The organism is Ralstonia soli (assembly GCF_023955655.1).
Taxonomy (GTDB): Bacteria; Pseudomonadota; Gammaproteobacteria; order Burkholderiales; family Burkholderiaceae; genus Ralstonia; species Ralstonia soli.
In genome coordinates this window covers 381,568-398,831 of sequence record NZ_JAMXHT010000004.1, presented here as the reverse complement: position 1 = coordinate 398,831, position 17,264 = coordinate 381,568, and the positions used below count along the sequence as shown (strand labels likewise).

The following is a 17,264-nucleotide window of genomic DNA, read 5'->3' as shown; positions in this document are numbered from 1 at the left end:
GGAACAGAAAAGGGGTTAGCGTTGCTGGCAGAAATCAACGCAGAAGTCGACGATTCGGCGCGCGCCTTCCAGGCATTCGTCCACGCCAGCCACCAGGGCGATGCGCACGTAGTCCTGGCCGGGGTTCGTACCGTGCGCCTCGCGGGCGAGGTAGCTGCCCGGCAGCACGGCGACGTTCTTGGCGGCCAGCAACTGGCGTGCGAATTCGGTGTCCGACAGGCCCGTCCGTTTGACGTTGGCCCACAGGTAGAAGGCCGCATCGGGCAGGGCCACGTCCAGCACCTCGGCCAGCATCGGCGTGACTTGCTGGAACTTCTTGACGTACTGCGCGCGGTTGTCGCGCACATGGGCCTCGTCGTTCCACGCAGCGATGCTAGCGGATTGCACCGACGGGCTCATCGCGCTGCCGTGATACGTGCGATACAGCAGGTAGGCCTTGAGCAGCTTGGCGTCGCCCGCCACGAAGCCCGAGCGCATGCCTGGCACGTTGGAACGCTTGGACAGGCTCGAGAACATCACCAGCCGGTCAAAGCCGCGGCCGAGTTGATGCGCGGCTTGCAGCGCGCCCAGCGGCGGGTTGGCCTCGTCGAAATAGATTTCGGAATAGCACTCGTCCGACGCGATGATGAAGCCGTATTCGTCGGACAGCGCGAAAAGCTGCTTCCAGTCTTCCAGCGTGAGCACGGCGCCGGTGGGGTTGCCCGGGCTGCACACGAAGACGAGCTGCACGTTGCGCCATTCTTCCGGCGTGATCGAGTCAAAGTCGGGCGCGTAATTGCGTGCCGGATTGCTGTTGGCGAACAGCGGTGTCGCACCGGCCAGCAGGGCCGAGCCTTCGTAGATCTGATAGAACGGGTTCGGGCACAGCACGCGCGCGCCGGGCTTGCTGCCGTCGATCACGGTCTGCGCGAACGAGAACAGTGCCTCACGCGAGCCATTGACGGGGATGACCTCCGTGGCCGGATCGACCTTCGGCAGGCCATAGCGACGCTCCAGCCAACCGGCGATGCACTGTCGCAGTGCATCCGAGCCGATCGTCGTGGGATAATTCGCCAGCCCGCCGAGCGCGGCCACGAGGGCGTCCTTGATCAGCGCAGGCGTCGGGTGCTTGGGCTCGCCGATGCCGAAGCTGATCGGCGTATGGGCGGCGCTGGGCGTCACGTCCTTGACGAGCGCTTTCAGTTTCTCGAACGGATACGGCTGCAGGGCGGACAGGCGCGGATTCACGGTGCGGGCAGGGTTGGTGAGCCAGGCTCGGCGCTTGGCGGGAAGCCCGAAATTATACGGCCAACGTGTGTTGGCCACTCCAAGACATTGCAGAAGGCGGCGGTTTCCCGCCGTTTTTTATTGGCCACATGACAACGATTGCTTCACCGGCGGACACCGCCGCCCACCACGAGCCGCAATGGACGGCCGCGCTCTTCATCCTGCTGGGCGCCTCGGTCTGGGGCATTTCCTGGTATCCGTACCGCCTGCTGGCGGGGTGGGGCTTGGGCAGCATGTTGGCCTCGTCACTGACGGGGGCGGCGGCGGCCGTGCTGGCTGCCGTGGTGCTGCGCCGTCACTTTCCGACATTCCAGTGGTCGTGGTTGATTCCGGCGCTGGGGCTGGCGGCGGGTGTCACCAACGCCGGTTTCGTATGGGGCACGGTGCACGGCATGGTGATGCGTGTGCTGCTCCTGTTCTATCTCACCCCTGTATGGACGGCGCTGCTGGCGCGCCTGTGGCTGCATGAGCGGCTGGGCTGGCGCGGCGGTGCGCTGCTCGCACTGGCGCTGTCGGGGGCGATGATGATGCTGTGGTCGGGCGAGGCCGGCACGCCGTGGCCGGGTTCTGCGGCGGAATGGGCCGGGCTGGTCGCGGGGCTCGCGTTTGCGTGCAACAACGTGCTGTCTCGCCTGGCGGGGCAGCGTCATCCGACGATGCGGCCGGAGATGCGCACGGTGGTCGTCTTCACCGGCTGCGCGCTGGTGGGCTTTCCGGCAGCGTGGTTGCTCGATGGCGTGCAGGCGGTGCCGATGGCGTTTGCGCAAGGCAATACGTGGTTGCTGCTGGCCGGCATGGCGTGCGTGCTGGTGGGTGGCAACACGCTGGTGCAGCGCGGGCTGCAGCGCCTGCCGGCCAATCGTGCGGCGCTGCTGATGCTGTTCGAGATCGTGGTGGCGGCGGTGTCGTCGGCGCTGCTCACGTCGGAGCGGCTGTCTGCGCAGGAGATGGCGGGCGGCGCGTGCATCATCCTGGCGGGCGCGTTGTCGGGGCTGGTGCGGCGCAAGTAGGCGTCCGATGTTCCATAAACCAACCGAGGGATTGCCGATGTTGTTTCGTTCGATTTGCGTGGTGCTAACGGCGGCGCTGTCGATGGCGTCCGCAGTGGGCCAGGCGGCACCCGCAGAGGGCGGCCCCGCGTATGGGCCGAGGCTGGAAGGCTTCGATTACCCGGCCCCCGTCAAGCGCTTCCCGTTCGAGTCGCAGGGCAACGCGCTGGAAATGGCGTACCTGGACGTCGCGCCAAAGCAGCCCAACGGTCAGGTGGCGGTGCTGCTGCACGGCAAGAATTTCTGCGCGGCCACGTGGGAAGGCACGATTGCCGCGCTGACGGGCGCCGGCTACCGCGTGATCGCGCCAGACCAGATCGGCTTCTGCAAATCCAGCAAGCCGCAGGCGTATCAGTACTCGTTCCAGCAGTTGGCCTACAACACGCATGCGTTGCTGACCTCGCTAGGCATTGAGCAGGCCATCGTGATCGGCCATTCGACGGGCGGCATGCTGGCGACGCGCTATGCGCTGATGTATCCGAAGGCGGTATCGCGGCTGGTGATGATCAACCCGATCGGCCTGGAAGACTGGAAGGCCAAGGGGGTGCCGCCCATGACGGTCGACCAGTGGTTTGCGCGCGAGAAGCAAACCACCGCCGAGCGTATCCGCGCCTATGAACGGTCCACCTACTACGCGGGCCTTTGGCGCGCGGACTACGAACCGTGGGTTCAGATGCTGGCCGGCATGTACCGCGGCCCGGGGCGGGATCTGGTGGCGTGGAACTCGGCGCTGCTCTACGACATGATCTACACGCAGCCCGTGGTGTATGAGTTCGGCCAGTTGCGCCCGTGGACGCTGTTGTTGATCGGCCAGAAAGACACCACGGCCATCGCCAAGGACACCGCACCGCCGGAGGTGCGGGCCCGCCTGGGCAACTATCCTGAGTTGGGCCGTGTGACTGCCAAGGCCATCCCGCGCGCAACGCTGGTGGAATTTCCCGATGCGGGCCATGCGCCACAGATCCAGGATCCTGATGCGCTGCACAAAGCGCTACTCGATTGGCTGGCCAGCTCAGAACCTCCGCGCACACGCCGGCCGGACTGACAGAATTTGTCCGGAAGGCGAAACTGCTGACAAATCCGCAGCAATTCACTCGCCAACGCTGCAAATTTCGTCCATTTTTGTAGCGATTTGATTGGCGGAGCGCTGGGGTGCGAATGGTATGATGACGCCGTCCGCGCCCCTGGGGCGCGCCTTGCCATCCCGCGTCGTATGGCGCTGATGTGACGGTAACGGCGCGTTCCTCGGGCGCCCGCTTTATCACTTCTTCTGATCCCTTCGAGACGAACACAACGTGCGCCTCTCCTCGATCAAGCTCGCAGGCTTCAAGTCTTTCGTCGATCCGACCAATTTCCACGTTCCGGGCCAACTCGTCGGCATCGTCGGCCCGAACGGTTGCGGTAAATCCAACATCATCGACGCCGTGCGCTGGGTGCTCGGCGAATCACGCGCTGCGGAACTCCGCGGCGAATCGATGCAGGACGTCATCTTCAACGGCTCCACGCAGCGCAAGCCGGCTGGCCGGGCCAGCGTCGAACTCGTGTTCGACAACGCCGAAGGCCGCGCCGCCGGCCAGTGGAGCCAGTACGCCGAAGTGGCGGTCAAGCGCGTGCTGAGCCGCGATGGTACGTCGTCGTACTTCATCAACAACCAGGCGGTGCGCCGCCGCGACATCCAGGACATCTTCCTCGGCACGGGCCTCGGGCCGCGCGCCTACGCCATCATCGGGCAGGGGATGATCTCGCGCATCATCGAGGCCAAGCCCGATGACATGCGCATCTTCCTGGAAGAAGCCGCGGGTGTGTCCAAGTACAAGGAACGCCGCCGCGAAACTGAAAACCGCCTGTCCGACACGCGCGAAAACCTCACGCGCGTGGAAGACATCCTGCGCGAACTCGGCACCAATCTCGAAAAGCTCGAGGGCCAGGCGGAAGTTGCGCAGCGCTTCCAGGCCCTGCAGGCCGACGGCGAAGAGAAACAGCACCTGCTGTGGCTGCTGCGTAAGCGTGAAGCGCAAGGCGAGCAGGAACGCCATCAGCGCGCGATCTCGCAAGCGCAGATCGACCTCGAGGCGCAGACCGCGCAGCTTCGCCACATTGAGGCGGAGCTGGAAACGATGCGCGCGGCGCACTATGCATCCTCCGACGCGATGCATGCCGCGCAGGGCGCGCTTTATGAGGCGAACTCGGAGGTCAGCCGCCTCGAGGCCGAGATCCGCTACGTGGTGGAATCGCGCAACCGCATCCAGCAGCAAATCGCCACGCTGACTGCGCAGCAGGACCAATGGCACACGCAGGGCGAGCAGGCGCAGGAAGATCTCGCCGCGGCCGAGGAAGAACTCGCCATGGCAGAGGAGCGCGCCGCCCAGGCCGCCGAGGAAGTCGCCCGCAAGTCCGACGAGCTGCCCGCCCTGGAGGCGCAATGGCGCGATGCGCAGACCGCGCTGAACGACCAGCGCACCGCCATCCTGCAATCGGAGCAGGCGCTCAAGCTTGAAGCCGCCCATCAACGCAACGCCGATCAGGCGCTTCTGCAACTGGAGCAGCGGCGCGAGCGTCTGTCGCAGGAATCCAGCGGCCTCGACAGGCCGGATGATGTGCAGCTCGAAACGCTGCGCGCCGAACTGGCCGAGCAGGAAGAAGTCTTGGCCGAAGCCCAAGCCGCACTGGAAGATGCCGAGACGCAGCTTCCCCAGCTCGACGAAGCCCGCCGTGCCGCACAGGACCGCGTGCAATCCGAAGCTGCGGCCATCGCCAGCCTGGAAGCGCGTCTCGCTGCATTGAAGCAACTGCAGGAGAACGTGCAGACCGACGGCAAGGTCCAGCCCTGGCTCGCCAAGCACGAACTGAGCGAGCTGCCGCGCTTCTGGAAGAAGCTGCAGATCGAGCAGGGCTGGGAGCCCGCGCTGGAAGCCGTGCTGCGCGAAAAACTTGGCGCGCTGGAGGTTTCCAACCTCGACTGGATCAAGGCGTTTGCCGCCGATGCGCCGCCCGCCAAGCTGGCGTTCTATGCGCCGCCGCCGGCTGCGCGTCCGGTGGAGGCGCCGGCTGGGCTGCGTCCGCTGATGTCGCTGGTGCAAGTGACCGAGCCGGGCATCCGCGCCGTGCTGCAGGACTGGCTGGCTGACGTCTATATCGCCGACGACATGCAGGATGCGCTTGGCGGCCGCCAGACGCTGCCAGAAGGCGGCACGTTTGTCGTCAAGGCGGGCCACTTGATCGGCCGCTCATCGGTGCAGTTGTATGCGCCCGATTCCGAGCAGGCCGGCATGCTGGCCCGCGCGCAGGAAATCGAAAATCTGCACAAGCAGGTACGCGCGCAGATGCTGCTGTCGGACGAAGCCAAGAGTGCCGCCGTGCGTGCAGATGCGGCCTACGCACAGGCCAGCCAGGCGCTGCTGCATGTGCGTGCCCGCGCCGATCAGGCCACGCGCCGCGTGCACGTGCTGCAGATGGACGTGCTCAAGCTCTCGCAGGCCATGGAGCGCTACAACGCTCGCAGCGGCCAGATCGACAGCGAGCTGGAAGAGATCCGCGCGCAGATCGAAGAGCAACGTGCCATCCGCGCAGAATCGGAGGCGACCTTCGAGCAGCACGATGCGGCACTCGCCGACATGCAGGCGCGCTTTGAAGACAGCCAACAGGCATTCGAAGCACTGGAAGCCCGCCTGGGCGATGCGCGCAATGCGCTGCGTGACCTGGAGCGTGGCGCGCAGGAGGCGCACTTTGCCGAGCGCAACCTGGGCAACCGCATCGCCGAGCTCAAGCGCAACATCCAGGTGGCAAGCGATCAGGCACAGCAGATCGTGCTGACGCTGGAAAACGCGCGCGCCGAGCTGGAAACCATCAACGAGCAGACCGCCCACACCGGCCTGCAAGAAGCGCTTGAACGCCGCGCCGAGAAGGAAGAAAAGCTCACGATTGCGCGCACGGAACTGGACGCGCTGTCCGCTCAGCTGCGCACGTTCGACGAACAGCGCCTGACCGCCGAGCGTGCACAGCAGCCGCTGCGCGATCGCATCACTGAACTGCAGTTGAAGGAACAGGCCGCGCGCCTGAACCAGGAACAGTTCACGGAGCAGCTCACGGCTGCCAACGTGGACGAAGCCGCGCTGGCCGAACGTCTGACGGGCGATCTGAAGCCCGCGTACCTGCAAGGCGAAGTCACGCGCATCAACAACGCTATCAACGCGCTGGGCCCGGTCAACATGGCGGCGCTCGATGAGCTGGCCGCGGCGCGCGAGCGCAAGGGCTTCCTCGACGCGCAGTCGGCCGACTTGACCGATGCCATCAACACGCTGGAAGACGCCATCCGCAAGATCGACCAGGAAACGCGCGCGTTGCTGCAGGGCACGTTCGACCAGGTCAACCATCACTTTGGCGAGCTGTTCCCGACGCTGTTCGGCGGGGGCCAGGCCAAGCTGATGATGACCGGCGAAGAGATTCTCGACGCGGGTGTGCAGGTGATGGCGCAGCCGCCGGGCAAGAAGAACTCGACGATTCACTTGCTGTCGGGCGGCGAGAAAGCGCTGACCGCGATTGCGCTGGTGTTCGCGATGTTCCAGCTGAACCCGGCTCCGTTCTGCTTGCTCGACGAGGTGGACGCGCCGCTGGACGACGCCAACACCGAGCGCTACGCCAACATGGTCAAGCGCATGTCCGACAAGACCCAATTCGTTTTTATTTCTCACAACAAGATTGCGATGGAAATGGCGCAACAGCTCATCGGTGTGACCATGCAGGAACAGGGCGTGTCCCGGATCGTGGCGGTGGATATGGATGCCGCGCTGACCATGGCGGAGGCCGCCTAAATGTCTCAACTCGTGCAAGACAACAATCTGGTGATGGCGCTGCTGGGCGCCGGCGTGGTGTTTGTGCTGGTGATCGTGGTGTACAACCAGTGGCAGATCCGCAAGGCGCGCCGCCCCGAGGCGTACAACCCGCCCGCCGACGAACCCCCGCGCCGGGATCATCCTGAAGGCGGCTGGACCGAACGTGCCGAGCCCGCGCTGGGCGGCGAGCGTGAGGAGGCCGGCCGTGTCGAGCCGCGTCTTGAGCCTGGCTTTTCGGCCAAGCCGCACGCGGCAGCTGCCACGGGTAGCGCCGAAACTGAAGCCGGCGTAATCGGCGCAGAACTCGCACCTTCCGGCGACGAGGCCGCACTGGAAACGGTCGAGGCGTCTGACACGGAAGAGGCGACCGAGCCCGCACCCGGTTCGCTGGAACCGGCCAACGGTGTGATCGACCCGCTGATCGACTGCATCGTGCCGCTGCACCCTGAGCGCGAAGTCTCCGGCGACCGGCTGCTGCCTGCGCTGGCCAAGCTGCGCCGTGCGGGCACCAAGCAGATCCACGTGGAAGGCCTGAACCCCGCCGCCAACGCGTGGGAAGCCATCCGCGCCGGTCAGCGCTATCTCGATGTGCAGGTGGCCGTGCAGCTGGCCAACCGCACCGGCCCGCTGAATGCGCTGGAGTTCTCGGAATTCATCAACGCGATCGATCCGCTGTCGGAAGCTGCCGATGCCGTGCCCGAGCTGCCGGACATGAACGAGACGATTTCCAATGCGCGCGAGCTCGACGCGTTTGCCGCCGAGTGCGACGTGCAGTTGGGCGTGAGCGTGATCTCCGATGGTGCGCCGTGGTCGGCCGCCTATGTGCAGACGGTGGCCACGCAGGACGGCCTCGTGCTCTCGCGCGACGGCACGCGCTTCACGCGCTTCCATGCCGGCGCAGACGGCGTGCAGCGCGCGCTGTTTACGCTGCAGTTTGGCGATACCAATTTCCTGCGCGATGACCTGACCGTGAAGGCGGGCCGTCAGATCACGCTGTTGCTCGACGTGCCGGTAGCCGAGGAATCGGCCAAGCCCTTCAAGTTGGTGTGCGAATACGCCTATACGCTGTCGCAGCGCATGGGCGCGCAGGTGGTGGATGACAACCTGCGTCCGCTGACGGAACAGTCGTTCGTCGCCATCCAGAAGCAACTGCGGGTGCTGTACGACAAGCTCGAATCGCGCGGTATTCCGGCCGGTTCCAGCACCGCGGTGCGGCTGTTCAGCCACTGACGGATCCACGATGAGCAAGACTGCAGAACCCGCGTCCGGTACCGCGCCCGCGACGCGGGCAGCTTGGCTGCGCGCCGAGCTGAACCGCTACGCCCACGAGTACTACGTGCTCGACCAGCCCAGCGTGCCCGACGTTGAATACGACCGGCTCTACCGCGAGCTGGAAGCGCTGGAAGCCGAACACCCCGAATTGAAGACGCCCGACTCGCCCACGCTGCGGGTGGGCGGTGCGGTGCTGCCTGAGTTCTCGCCGGTCAAGCATGTCATCCCCATGCTGTCGATCCGCACCGAGACCGACACCACCGAAAACGGTGCCCGCGCATTCGACGCCAGCGTGCGCCGTGAACTGGGTCTCGATGACACCGATCCGCCTGTCGAATACGCGGCCGAATTGAAGTTCGACGGCCTCGCGATCAGCCTGCGCTACGAGCGCGGCTATCTCGTGCAGGCCGCCACGCGTGGCGATGGCACCACGGGTGAAGACGTCACGCAGAACATCCGCACGATCCGGCAGATTCCGCTGGGGCTGTCTTCGGTCGACGGTGAGATGCCCGACGTGCTGGAAGTGCGCGGCGAGGTCTACATGCGTCGCGACGATTTCGAAAAGCTCAACGCCCGTCAGCGCGAGCGCGGTGACAAGACCTTCGTCAACCCGCGCAACACGGCTGCCGGCGCCGTGCGCCAACTCGACCCGAAGATGGCCGCGGAGCGCCCGCTGTCGTTCTTCGCGTATGGCCTGGGCGAGGTGGTCGGCTGGAAGGGCATGCCCGAGACGCACTCCGGCATGCTCGATGCGTTGGAGGCGTTCGGCTTTCCGGTCAGCAAGGAGCGCGCGGAGGTAAAGGGCGGCGATGGCCTGGTCGAATTCCACGACGCCATCGGCGCCAAGCGCGACAGCCTGCCGTTCGACATCGACGGTGTGGTCTACAAGGTCAACTCGCTGGCGTTGCAGCGCGAACTGGGCTTCCGTACGCGCGAGCCACGCTGGGCGGTGGCGCACAAGTATCCGGCGCAGGAGGCACTCACCACGGTGGAGTCGATCGGCGTGCAGGTCGGGCGCACGGGCGCCATCACGCCGGTGGCGCGGTTGGTGCCAGTGTTTGTCGGTGGCGTGACGGTCACCAACGCGACGCTGCACAACGAAGACGAAGTCCGCCGCAAGGACGTGCGCGTGGGCGATACCGTGATCGTGCGGCGCGCCGGCGACGTGATCCCCGAAGTGGTCAGCGTGGTGCTTGATCGCCGCCCGATGGATGACGTGCCGGGCAGCGACTTGTTCAACCCACAGCAACAGCCGAAGTACCCGCCGTTCGAATTGCCGAAACACTGCCCGGTGTGCGGCTCGCATGTCGTGCGCGAAGAGGGCGAGGCAGTGGCGCGCTGCTCGGGCGGCCTGTTCTGCTCGGCGCAGCGCAAGGAGGCGATTCGCCACTTCGCCGGCCGCCGCATGATGGACATCGAAGGCTTGGGCGAGCGCTACATCGACAATCTGGTCGAGCTCGACTATGTGCACGGCATTGCCGACCTGTACAAGCTCAAACTCGAAGACTTCCTGGAGATGAAACGCCGCGCCGATGAGCGCGACGGCGTGACTCCGGAGACGGTGGCCGCCGGCAAGATCGCCACCAAGTGGGCAGAAAACCTGCTGGAGGGCGTCCAGGCCAGCAAGACGCCGCCGCTGGCGCGCTTCCTGTTTGCGCTTGGCATTCGCCACGTGGGTGAATCGACCGCCAAGACACTCGCTGACTGGCTGGGCAGCCTGGCCGTGATCCGGCGTGCACCGGCGCCGTTGCTCTTGGCGTTGCCGGACGTAGGCGCCACGGTGGCCGAGGCCATCGCCGATTTCTTTGCCGAGCCGAAGAACCAGCAGGCATTGGATGCGTTGCTCGAAGCCGGTGTTGTGCCGCAGGGCGAGCATGCACCCAGTGTGAAGCTGCGCGAAAAGCTGGAGCCCGTTGAGCTGTACGCCACGCTCGGCGTGCCGAAGCTGACGGCCACGCGCGCCAAACAGCTGGCGGCGGTTGCGCCCACGCTTGCGCAGCTGGCTGACGTGGAAGCCGGGCAACTGGCCGGCTTGCCGGCAGATGTCTCTGCCTCGCTGCTCGAGTGGCTCGGTGCGCATGATCATCGCGCGCAGTTGGCGAAGCTCGATGCCCTGCGCGGCGAGTTGCTTGCTGCCATGCCCGCCGAGGCCGCCGAGGAGGGCGTGCTGACCGGCAAGACCGTCGTCCTGACCGGCACGCTGCCCAACCTCACGCGTGACGAGGCCAAGGCCATGCTGGAAGCCGCGGGCGCCAAGGTGTCTGGCTCGGTGTCGAAGAAGACCGATTACGTTGTCGCCGGTGAAGAAGCCGGCAGCAAGCTGGCCAAGGCGGAAGAGCTGGGCGTGAAGGTTCTGGACGAAGCGGGTATGCTCGCGCTGTTACAAAAATAGCCAGGAGACGAGGCGTGATCCGAAACATCCTGAAGATGGGCGACAGCCGTCTGCTCCGCGTGGCCAAACCGGTCGAGCGGTTTCACACGCCCGAGCTGACTGCGCTGATTGAAGACATGTTCGACACCATGGATGCGGCGCGCGGTGCTGGCCTGGCAGCTCCGCAGATCGGCGTGGACTTGCAGGTCGTCATCTTCGGGTTCGATCGCAACGATCGGTATCCGGATGCGCCGGCCGTACCCAAGACGGTGCTCATCAACCCCGTCATCGAGCCGCTGACCGATGAGATGGAAGACGGCTGGGAGGGCTGCCTCTCCGTGCCCGGCCTGCGTGGCGTGGTGCCGCGCCACACGCGCCTGCGCTATACCGGCTTCGACCAGCACGGCCACGCCATCGACCGCATTGCCGAGGGCTTCCACGCCCGCGTCGTGCAGCACGAATGCGATCACCTGCAGGGCGTGCTGTATCCCATGCGTGTGAAAGACTTCACCCGCTTCGGCTTTACCGAAATCCTCTTTCCTGAGTTGCCTGCCAATCACGACGATTGATCGTGACAGGGGGGGCCGGGAGGGCGCTCTGCCCGTGGAGCGGGTGGGCGCAGTCCATCCACCACGGAGACGATATGGAGCGTGATCTACGGAAAGGATGGCGCCGATGGGCGCTTGGGTTGGCGGTAACAGCCGTGCTGGGCTTGGCGGCCTGCGCGGGCCCGCAAGCCCCTGCGGCTGATACCGCAACGCCCGCCGCCGCCACTGCTGCGAAGCCCCAGGGCCCAGCCAGGCAACGCGTGCATCTGGGCAGCGGAGCAACGGCCTACGATTTCCCGGTCTATGCCAACCATCCCCTGGACGGCGACCTGCGCGGCATCCAGGAGGTTGTTTTCGTGCAGCATGGCCTGCAGCGCAACGGCAACGACTACTACGCCGCCGGCGCCGAGTTGCTGAAAAACAGCGGCCGCAATCCCGACGAGATCCTGCTGATTGCTCCGAACTTTCCTGGCACGCCGGATACCGGCAAGGGCTTCGACGGCATGCCAGTGTGGTCGGTCGATGGCTGGATCGGCGGCTTCAATGCGACCAATGCACCGTACACCGGCTTGAGCTCGCTGCGGGTGCTCGATGACCTGATCGCCTACGTCACCGACCCAGCGCGTGCGCCCAACGTGAAACGCGTCACGGTGGCAGGCCACTCCGGCGGTGGCCAGATCGTGCAGCGCTACGCCGTGCTCAACAACGTGGACGAAGGCATTCGCAAGCGCCGCATCGACCTGCGCTACGTGATTGCCAATCCATCGTCGTACCTGTATTTCACGCCGGACCGCCCGCGCGGTCATGGCTTTGCGCCGTACGACACCAGCGTCTGCCCCGACTACGACCACTACAAGTACGGCATGGTCGATATCGTTCCGTATGCGGCAGGCAAGGATGGCAAGACACTGTTCAAGCGCTATGCGCAGCGCCAGGTGACCTATCTGGTGGGCACGCACGACAACGACCCTAACCACCGCGTGCTCGACAAGCTCTGCGGTGCCGAGGCCGAAGGCCCGACGCGCCTCGATCGCGCACGCAATTACTGGCGCTACGAGCGTCACCTGGCGGGCCGCAAGCGCATCAACCACCAGGCTCACGAAGTCGTTGGCGTGGGGCACGATCAGTCGAAGATGTTCGCTTCGCGCTGCGGCGCGCAGGCCGTGTTCGGCATGCCGGCATCGGCCAATACCACAGGGGCAGCCTGCCAGGCACCGCACCTTTGATGCTGGCAAGAAAAAAAGCCGGTCAACGCATGGCGCGCTGACCGGCTTTTTCGTTGGGGCGGGGCTGGCTTCAGAACTTCTCGAACGGCCCCAGGAAGCGCCACTGGCCGACCGGCAGGTCACCCAGCACGATGCGGCCCATGCGGATGCGCTTGAGGCCCACCACCTCCAGGCCCACCTGCTCGCACATGCGGCGGATCTGGCGTTTCTTGCCTTCGCGCAGCACGAAGCGCAACTGCTCTTCGTTTTGCCAGCTCACCTTCGCGGGTTTGAGTTCCTCGCCATCGAGCGACAGGCCAAAGCGCAGCTTCTCCATCAGCTCTTCCGGGAAGACCTTGGAGATGTCGTGTTCGATCCGGCCTTCCGGCGAATCCCACACCACGCGCACCAGGTATTCCTTCTCGACGGTCGAATCCTCGCCGATCAGGTGGCGCGCCACGCGGCCGTCCTGCGTCAGCACCAGCAAGCCGGTGGAGTCAATGTCCAGCCGCCCGGCCGGCGCCAGCGCCTTGCGCTGCCACGGCGCGAAGCGCTTGCGCGTGGGGTCGCCTTCCCACTGGTTTTCCGGCACGAACAGCGCGGCGGCCGGCTGATAGCCGTCTTCCGCCTGCCCCGACACATAGCCGACCGGCTTATGCAGCAGCACGGTCACGCGTTCGCCCTGTTCGGAGCGTGCCGACTGATGGATCTCGATGATCGCATCCGGCTTCACGCGGGAGCCCAGCTCAGTCACCGGCTCGCCATCCACCAGCACCCAGCCGCGCGGGATCCACTCGTCAGCCTCGCGGCGCGAGCACAGACCCAGTTCCGACATACGCTTGGACAGCCGCACCAGCCCGCTCGTCTCGGCGTGCGCGGCTTGGCGCGGCGCCTGCGCTTCAACCTCGCGCGGTGCGCGCCCCTCACGCTCGGGGCGCTGTGGGCGAGCCGGGCGGTCTTCGAAGCGGCGCGGCGGACGGTCGTTGTCGAAACGGCGCGGGGCGCGGTCATCGCCATAGCGTCGCGGCGGCCGTTGTTCGTCGTCAAACCGTCGCGGAGGACGTTGGTCGTCGCTATACCGGCGGGGCGGGCGCTCCTCATCGAAACGGCGAGGCGGGCGCTGGTCGCCATCACGACGCTGGGCGCGCTGGTCATCGCCGTACCGGCGCGGACGCTCGTCATCGGACCGGCGTGGCGGGCGATCCTCGAAGCGGCGCGGCGGGCGCTCGTCATCGAAACGACGCGGCGGCCGTTGGTCGTCACCGAACTTGCGCGGCGGACGCTCATCGTCAAAACGTCGAGGCGGGCGATCCTCGAAACGACGCGGCGGCCGTTGATCGTCGCTGAACTTGCGCGGCGGACGCTCATCGTCAAAACGTCGAGGCGGGCGATCCTCGAAACGACGCGGCGGCCGTTGATCGTCGCCGAACTTGCGCGGCGGACGCTCATCGTCAAAGCGTCGAGGCGGACGATCCTCGAAGCGGCGCGGCGGCCGTTGGTCGTCGCCGAACTTGCGCGGCGGACGCTCATCGTCAAAGCGTCGAGGCGGGCGATCCTCGAAACGACGCGGCGGCCGTTGATCGTCGCCGAACTTGCGCGGCGGACGCTCATCGTCAAAGCGTCGAGGCGGGCGATCCTCGAAGCGGCGCGGCGGCCGTTGGTCGTCGCCGAACTTGCGCGGTGGGCGTTCGTCGTCAAAACGGCGCGGCGGACGGTCACCTTGCATGCGTCGCGGTTTGGCGTCGCGGGTCTGGCCATCGTCATCGCGGCGCGGCGGCTTGCCGGCGCCTTCTTCCGGCTTCGAGCGACGTTGCGACGGGCGTAGCGGCAGTCGGTCGCGGTTCAGGTCGGAAGCGCGCAGGGGCTTGCCGGTCGAGCGCACGGCATTGCCCTCGTCGTCGCGGCGCACGCCGAGGGTGGTGCGCTTGCCCGGGCGCGTGGCGCGCTGGGTCGGGTCGGAGCGGCGCCGCTCGTTGTCTTGTGCGTCGTCGCTCGGGAAATCGTCAGAATCGGTCGTCATGAAAAAACCTTGGCGCTCAGATGGCGAGCGCATCGAGCAGCTCGCTTTCAAGCTCGAGCTGCAGTTTGTTGTCCTGGGTCAGGCGTGTGCCGTCGACCAGGAAAATGTCTTCCACGCGCTCGCCGAGCGTGTTGATGCGCGCGGTGTGCACCGACACGCGGTGGTGGGCAAGCACGCGGGCAATGGCATACAAGAGGCCCGTGCGGTCGGTGGCGGAGATGGACAGGAGGTAGTACTGGCCGCGCTCGTCGGGGCGCAGGTCCACGCGCGGCTTGATCGGGAAGCTGCGCGACTGGCGCGAGATGCGTCCGCGCGGCGGTTCGGGCAGGGCGGTTTCGCGCGAGATCTGCTCCGCCAGTTCATGCTCGACCAGCGTGATGATGTCGCGGTAGTGGCCGGGTTCCACCAGGCTGCTGCTCGGGTCGGCCACCTGGAAGGTGTCGAGCGCGTAGCCGTGCTTGGTGGTGTGGATCTTGGCGTCCAGAATCGACAGGCTCTTTCGCTCGAAATAACCGCAGATGCGCGCGAACAGGTCGGGCCGATCCGGCGAGTACACCGCCACTTGCAGCCCGACGCCCGCCGGTGAAATGCGGGCGCGCACGATCGGGACCGTGGTGTCGACGCGGTTGTAGAAATGCCGTGTGAACCAGGCGATGTCGCGCGCGTCATGGCGCAGGAACACGCCCACGTCGAGCTGCTTCCACAGCGCCTCGTGCGCGGTGTCGTCCATCGCGGCCAGACGCAGCAGGGCGCGTGCTTCTTCCTTGCGGCTTTCGAGCACGGCGTGCTGGTCGGTGGTGGCGCCGCCCAGCACGCGCAGCGTCATGCGGTACAGGTCTTCCAGCAGCTTGCCCTTCCAGGCGTTCCATACCTTCGGGCTGGTGCCGCGAATGTCGGCCACCGTCAGCAGATACAGCGCGGTCAGGCGCCGCTCGGTGCCGACCAGGTCGGCAAACTGGCGGATGACTTCCGGGTCGCCCAGATCCTGCTTCTGTGCGACCTGGCTCATGGTCAGGTGGTGCTGCACCAGCCAGACGATCAGGCTGGTGTCTTCCTTTGCGATGCCGTGTTCCTTGCAGAAGCGCTGCGCGTCGGCCATGCCGAGCACGGAGTGGTCCCCGCCGCGCCCCTTGGCAATGTCATGGAACAGCGCCGCGATGGTCAGCACCCACGGCTTGTCGAAGTTCGCCATCAGCTGGCTGCAGAACGGGAACTCGTGCGTGTGCTCGACGATGGCAAAGCGCCGAATGTTGCGCACCACCATCAGGATGTGCTGATCCACCGTGTAGACGTGGAACAGGTCATGCTGCATCTGCCCGACGATGCGGCGGAAGTTGATCAGGTAGCGGCCCAGCACGCTGGTCTGGTTCATCAGCCGCAACGCGTGCGTGATGCCCTGCGGCTGCTGCAGGATCGACAGGAACAGCGCGCGATTGGCTGGGTCCTTGCGCCACTTCGCATCCATCAACGTGCGGGCGTTATAGAGCGCGCGCAGCGTACTGGCTGCCAGCCCCTTGATGCCGCGCGTCTGCTCGTACAGCAGGAAGGTTTCGAGAATGGCCGTCGGTTCGCGCTGGTAGAGGTCTGGGTCGGCGATCTCCAGCATGCCTTGCCGCTCGACAAAGCGTTCGTTGATCTTGCGCGTGATTTCCAGCTCGCTCGGGAACAGCCTCGCCTCGATGTTCTGCAGCACCACCGTGTTGAGCTGCGTGACTGCCTTGGCGACCCAGTAATAGCGACGCATGAGCTGTTCGCTGGCGCGCTTGGCGGTGGTCGGACGGTAGCCGAACGACTCGGCCAGTTGCGTTTGCAGGTCGAAGACCAGCACGTCCTGGCGGCGACCGGCCAGCAGATGCAGGCGTGCGCGCACGGTTTTGAGCAAGCGCTCGTTGCTCGTCAGTTCCTGCGCTTCACGCCGTGTAAGCAGCCCATTGGCAAGCAGCTCGTTCCAGCTTGAACCGAAGCCCGCCGCCCGCGTCATCCACAAAATCACCTGCAGGTCGCGCAGCCCGCCGGGGCTTTCCTTGCAGTTGGGCTCGAGCGAGTAGGGCGTGTCCTGGTACTTGGCATGCCGCTGGCGCATTTCCAGTAGCTTGGACTGGAAGAAATCCGCCGCATCGAGATGGCCTTGGTAGTGCGTCTCGAACGTGCGATACAGGCCCTCATCGCCGGTCAGCAGGCGGGCTTCGAGCAGCGAGGTGCGCACTGTTACGTCCTGCTCGGCTTCCCGGATGCATTCGTCGACCGTGCGCACCGAAGAGCCGATATCCAGCCCCATGTCCCAGCAGCGGCCGATGAAGGCTTCCAGGCGCGTCTCCAGCGCCTTGTCGGCGGAGTGCGGCAACAGCAGCAGAATGTCGACGTCGGAATGCGGGAACAGCTCGCCGCGGCCATAACCGCCCACCGCGATCAGCGCACAGTCGGCCGGCATCTGCGCTTCCTGCCAGAGCTGCACCAGCGCGTGATCCACCGCGCGGGCCAGTTTGGTGACAAGTTGCTGCACGTTCGCGTGCTGGTCGAACTGCGCGAACAGGCGCGTGCGCTCGAGCTTCAGAGTGTCGCGCGGAGAGGCTTCGGCAGGGGCGGCGGCAGCGGTGTGCATGAATGGAGCGTGAATGAAACAGCGACCGGAACGAGCCGGTCGCTGCAAGAGTTAGGCCGATGCCGAAGCGAGATCGTGAGCGACGTCGCCGCTGCTGAT

10 protein-coding genes are annotated in these 17,264 nt (G+C 65.9%); 7 read left to right on the top strand and 3 right to left on the bottom strand.

The genetic code is table 11. The features are described from left to right. Positions 1-15: 15 nt before the first annotated feature. Positions 16-1,227 (bottom strand): succinyldiaminopimelate transaminase, encoded by a 1,212-nt coding sequence (dapC, locus tag NG900_RS12110; RefSeq protein ID WP_252680917.1) that lies wholly within the window; start codon positions 1,225-1,227, stop codon positions 16-18. Between the two features lie 128 nt (positions 1,228-1,355). On the opposite strand from dapC, the gene NG900_RS12105 reads away from it, so the two are divergent. The 7 genes from NG900_RS12105 to NG900_RS12075 all read left to right on the top strand — a co-directional run bounded on the left by NG900_RS12105 (position 1,356) and on the right by NG900_RS12075 (position 12,564). Further along, the gene (locus NG900_RS12105) at positions 1,356-2,276 is read left to right on the top strand and encodes a DMT family transporter (RefSeq protein ID WP_252680487.1); all 921 of its coding nucleotides are present in this window, start codon (positions 1,356-1,358) and stop codon (positions 2,274-2,276) included. 37 nt (positions 2,277-2,313) lie between these two features. Then, positions 2,314-3,360 (top strand): alpha/beta fold hydrolase, encoded by a 1,047-nt coding sequence (locus NG900_RS12100; RefSeq protein WP_252680485.1) that lies wholly within the window; start codon positions 2,314-2,316, stop codon positions 3,358-3,360. A gap of 250 nt (positions 3,361-3,610) precedes the next feature. Beyond that, complete coding sequence (smc, locus tag NG900_RS12095) at positions 3,611-7,126, top strand: chromosome segregation protein SMC (RefSeq protein WP_252680483.1); 3,516 nt, start codon at positions 3,611-3,613, stop codon at positions 7,124-7,126. 12 nt (positions 7,127-7,138) lie between these two features. Beyond that, positions 7,139-8,377, top strand: a complete 1,239-nt coding sequence (locus NG900_RS12090; protein WP_252680915.1) for a cell division protein ZipA C-terminal FtsZ-binding domain-containing protein — start codon at positions 7,139-7,141, stop codon at positions 8,375-8,377. Positions 8,378-8,387: 10 nt separating this feature from the next. Further along, complete coding sequence (gene ligA, locus NG900_RS12085; RefSeq protein WP_252680481.1) at positions 8,388-10,811, top strand: NAD-dependent DNA ligase LigA; 2,424 nt, start codon at positions 8,388-8,390, stop codon at positions 10,809-10,811. A gap of 14 nt (positions 10,812-10,825) precedes the next feature. Further along, the gene (gene def / locus NG900_RS12080) at positions 10,826-11,359 is read left to right on the top strand and encodes a peptide deformylase (RefSeq protein WP_252680479.1); all 534 of its coding nucleotides are present in this window, start codon (positions 10,826-10,828) and stop codon (positions 11,357-11,359) included. 74 nt (positions 11,360-11,433) lie between these two features. Then, positions 11,434-12,564 carry an alpha/beta fold hydrolase gene (locus tag NG900_RS12075; RefSeq protein WP_252680477.1) on the top strand — a complete coding sequence of 377 codons (1,131 nt, stop codon included), beginning with the start codon at positions 11,434-11,436 and terminating at the stop codon, positions 12,562-12,564. Positions 12,565-12,634: 70 nt separating this feature from the next. Here NG900_RS12075 and NG900_RS12070 read toward each other — a convergent pair whose 3' ends face one another. Together NG900_RS12070 and NG900_RS12065 are read right to left on the bottom strand one after the other, a co-directional pair. Continuing rightward, positions 12,635-14,596 carry a pseudouridine synthase gene (locus NG900_RS12070; RefSeq protein ID WP_252680475.1) on the bottom strand — a complete coding sequence of 654 codons (1,962 nt, stop codon included), beginning with the start codon at positions 14,594-14,596 and terminating at the stop codon, positions 12,635-12,637. Further along, positions 14,580-17,165: a [protein-PII] uridylyltransferase gene (locus NG900_RS12065; protein WP_252680473.1), complete on the bottom strand. Its 2,586-nt coding sequence runs from the start codon at positions 17,163-17,165 to the stop codon at positions 14,580-14,582. The genes NG900_RS12070 and NG900_RS12065 overlap by 17 nt, the downstream gene beginning before the upstream one ends. Between the last annotated feature and the right edge of the window lie 99 nt (positions 17,166-17,264).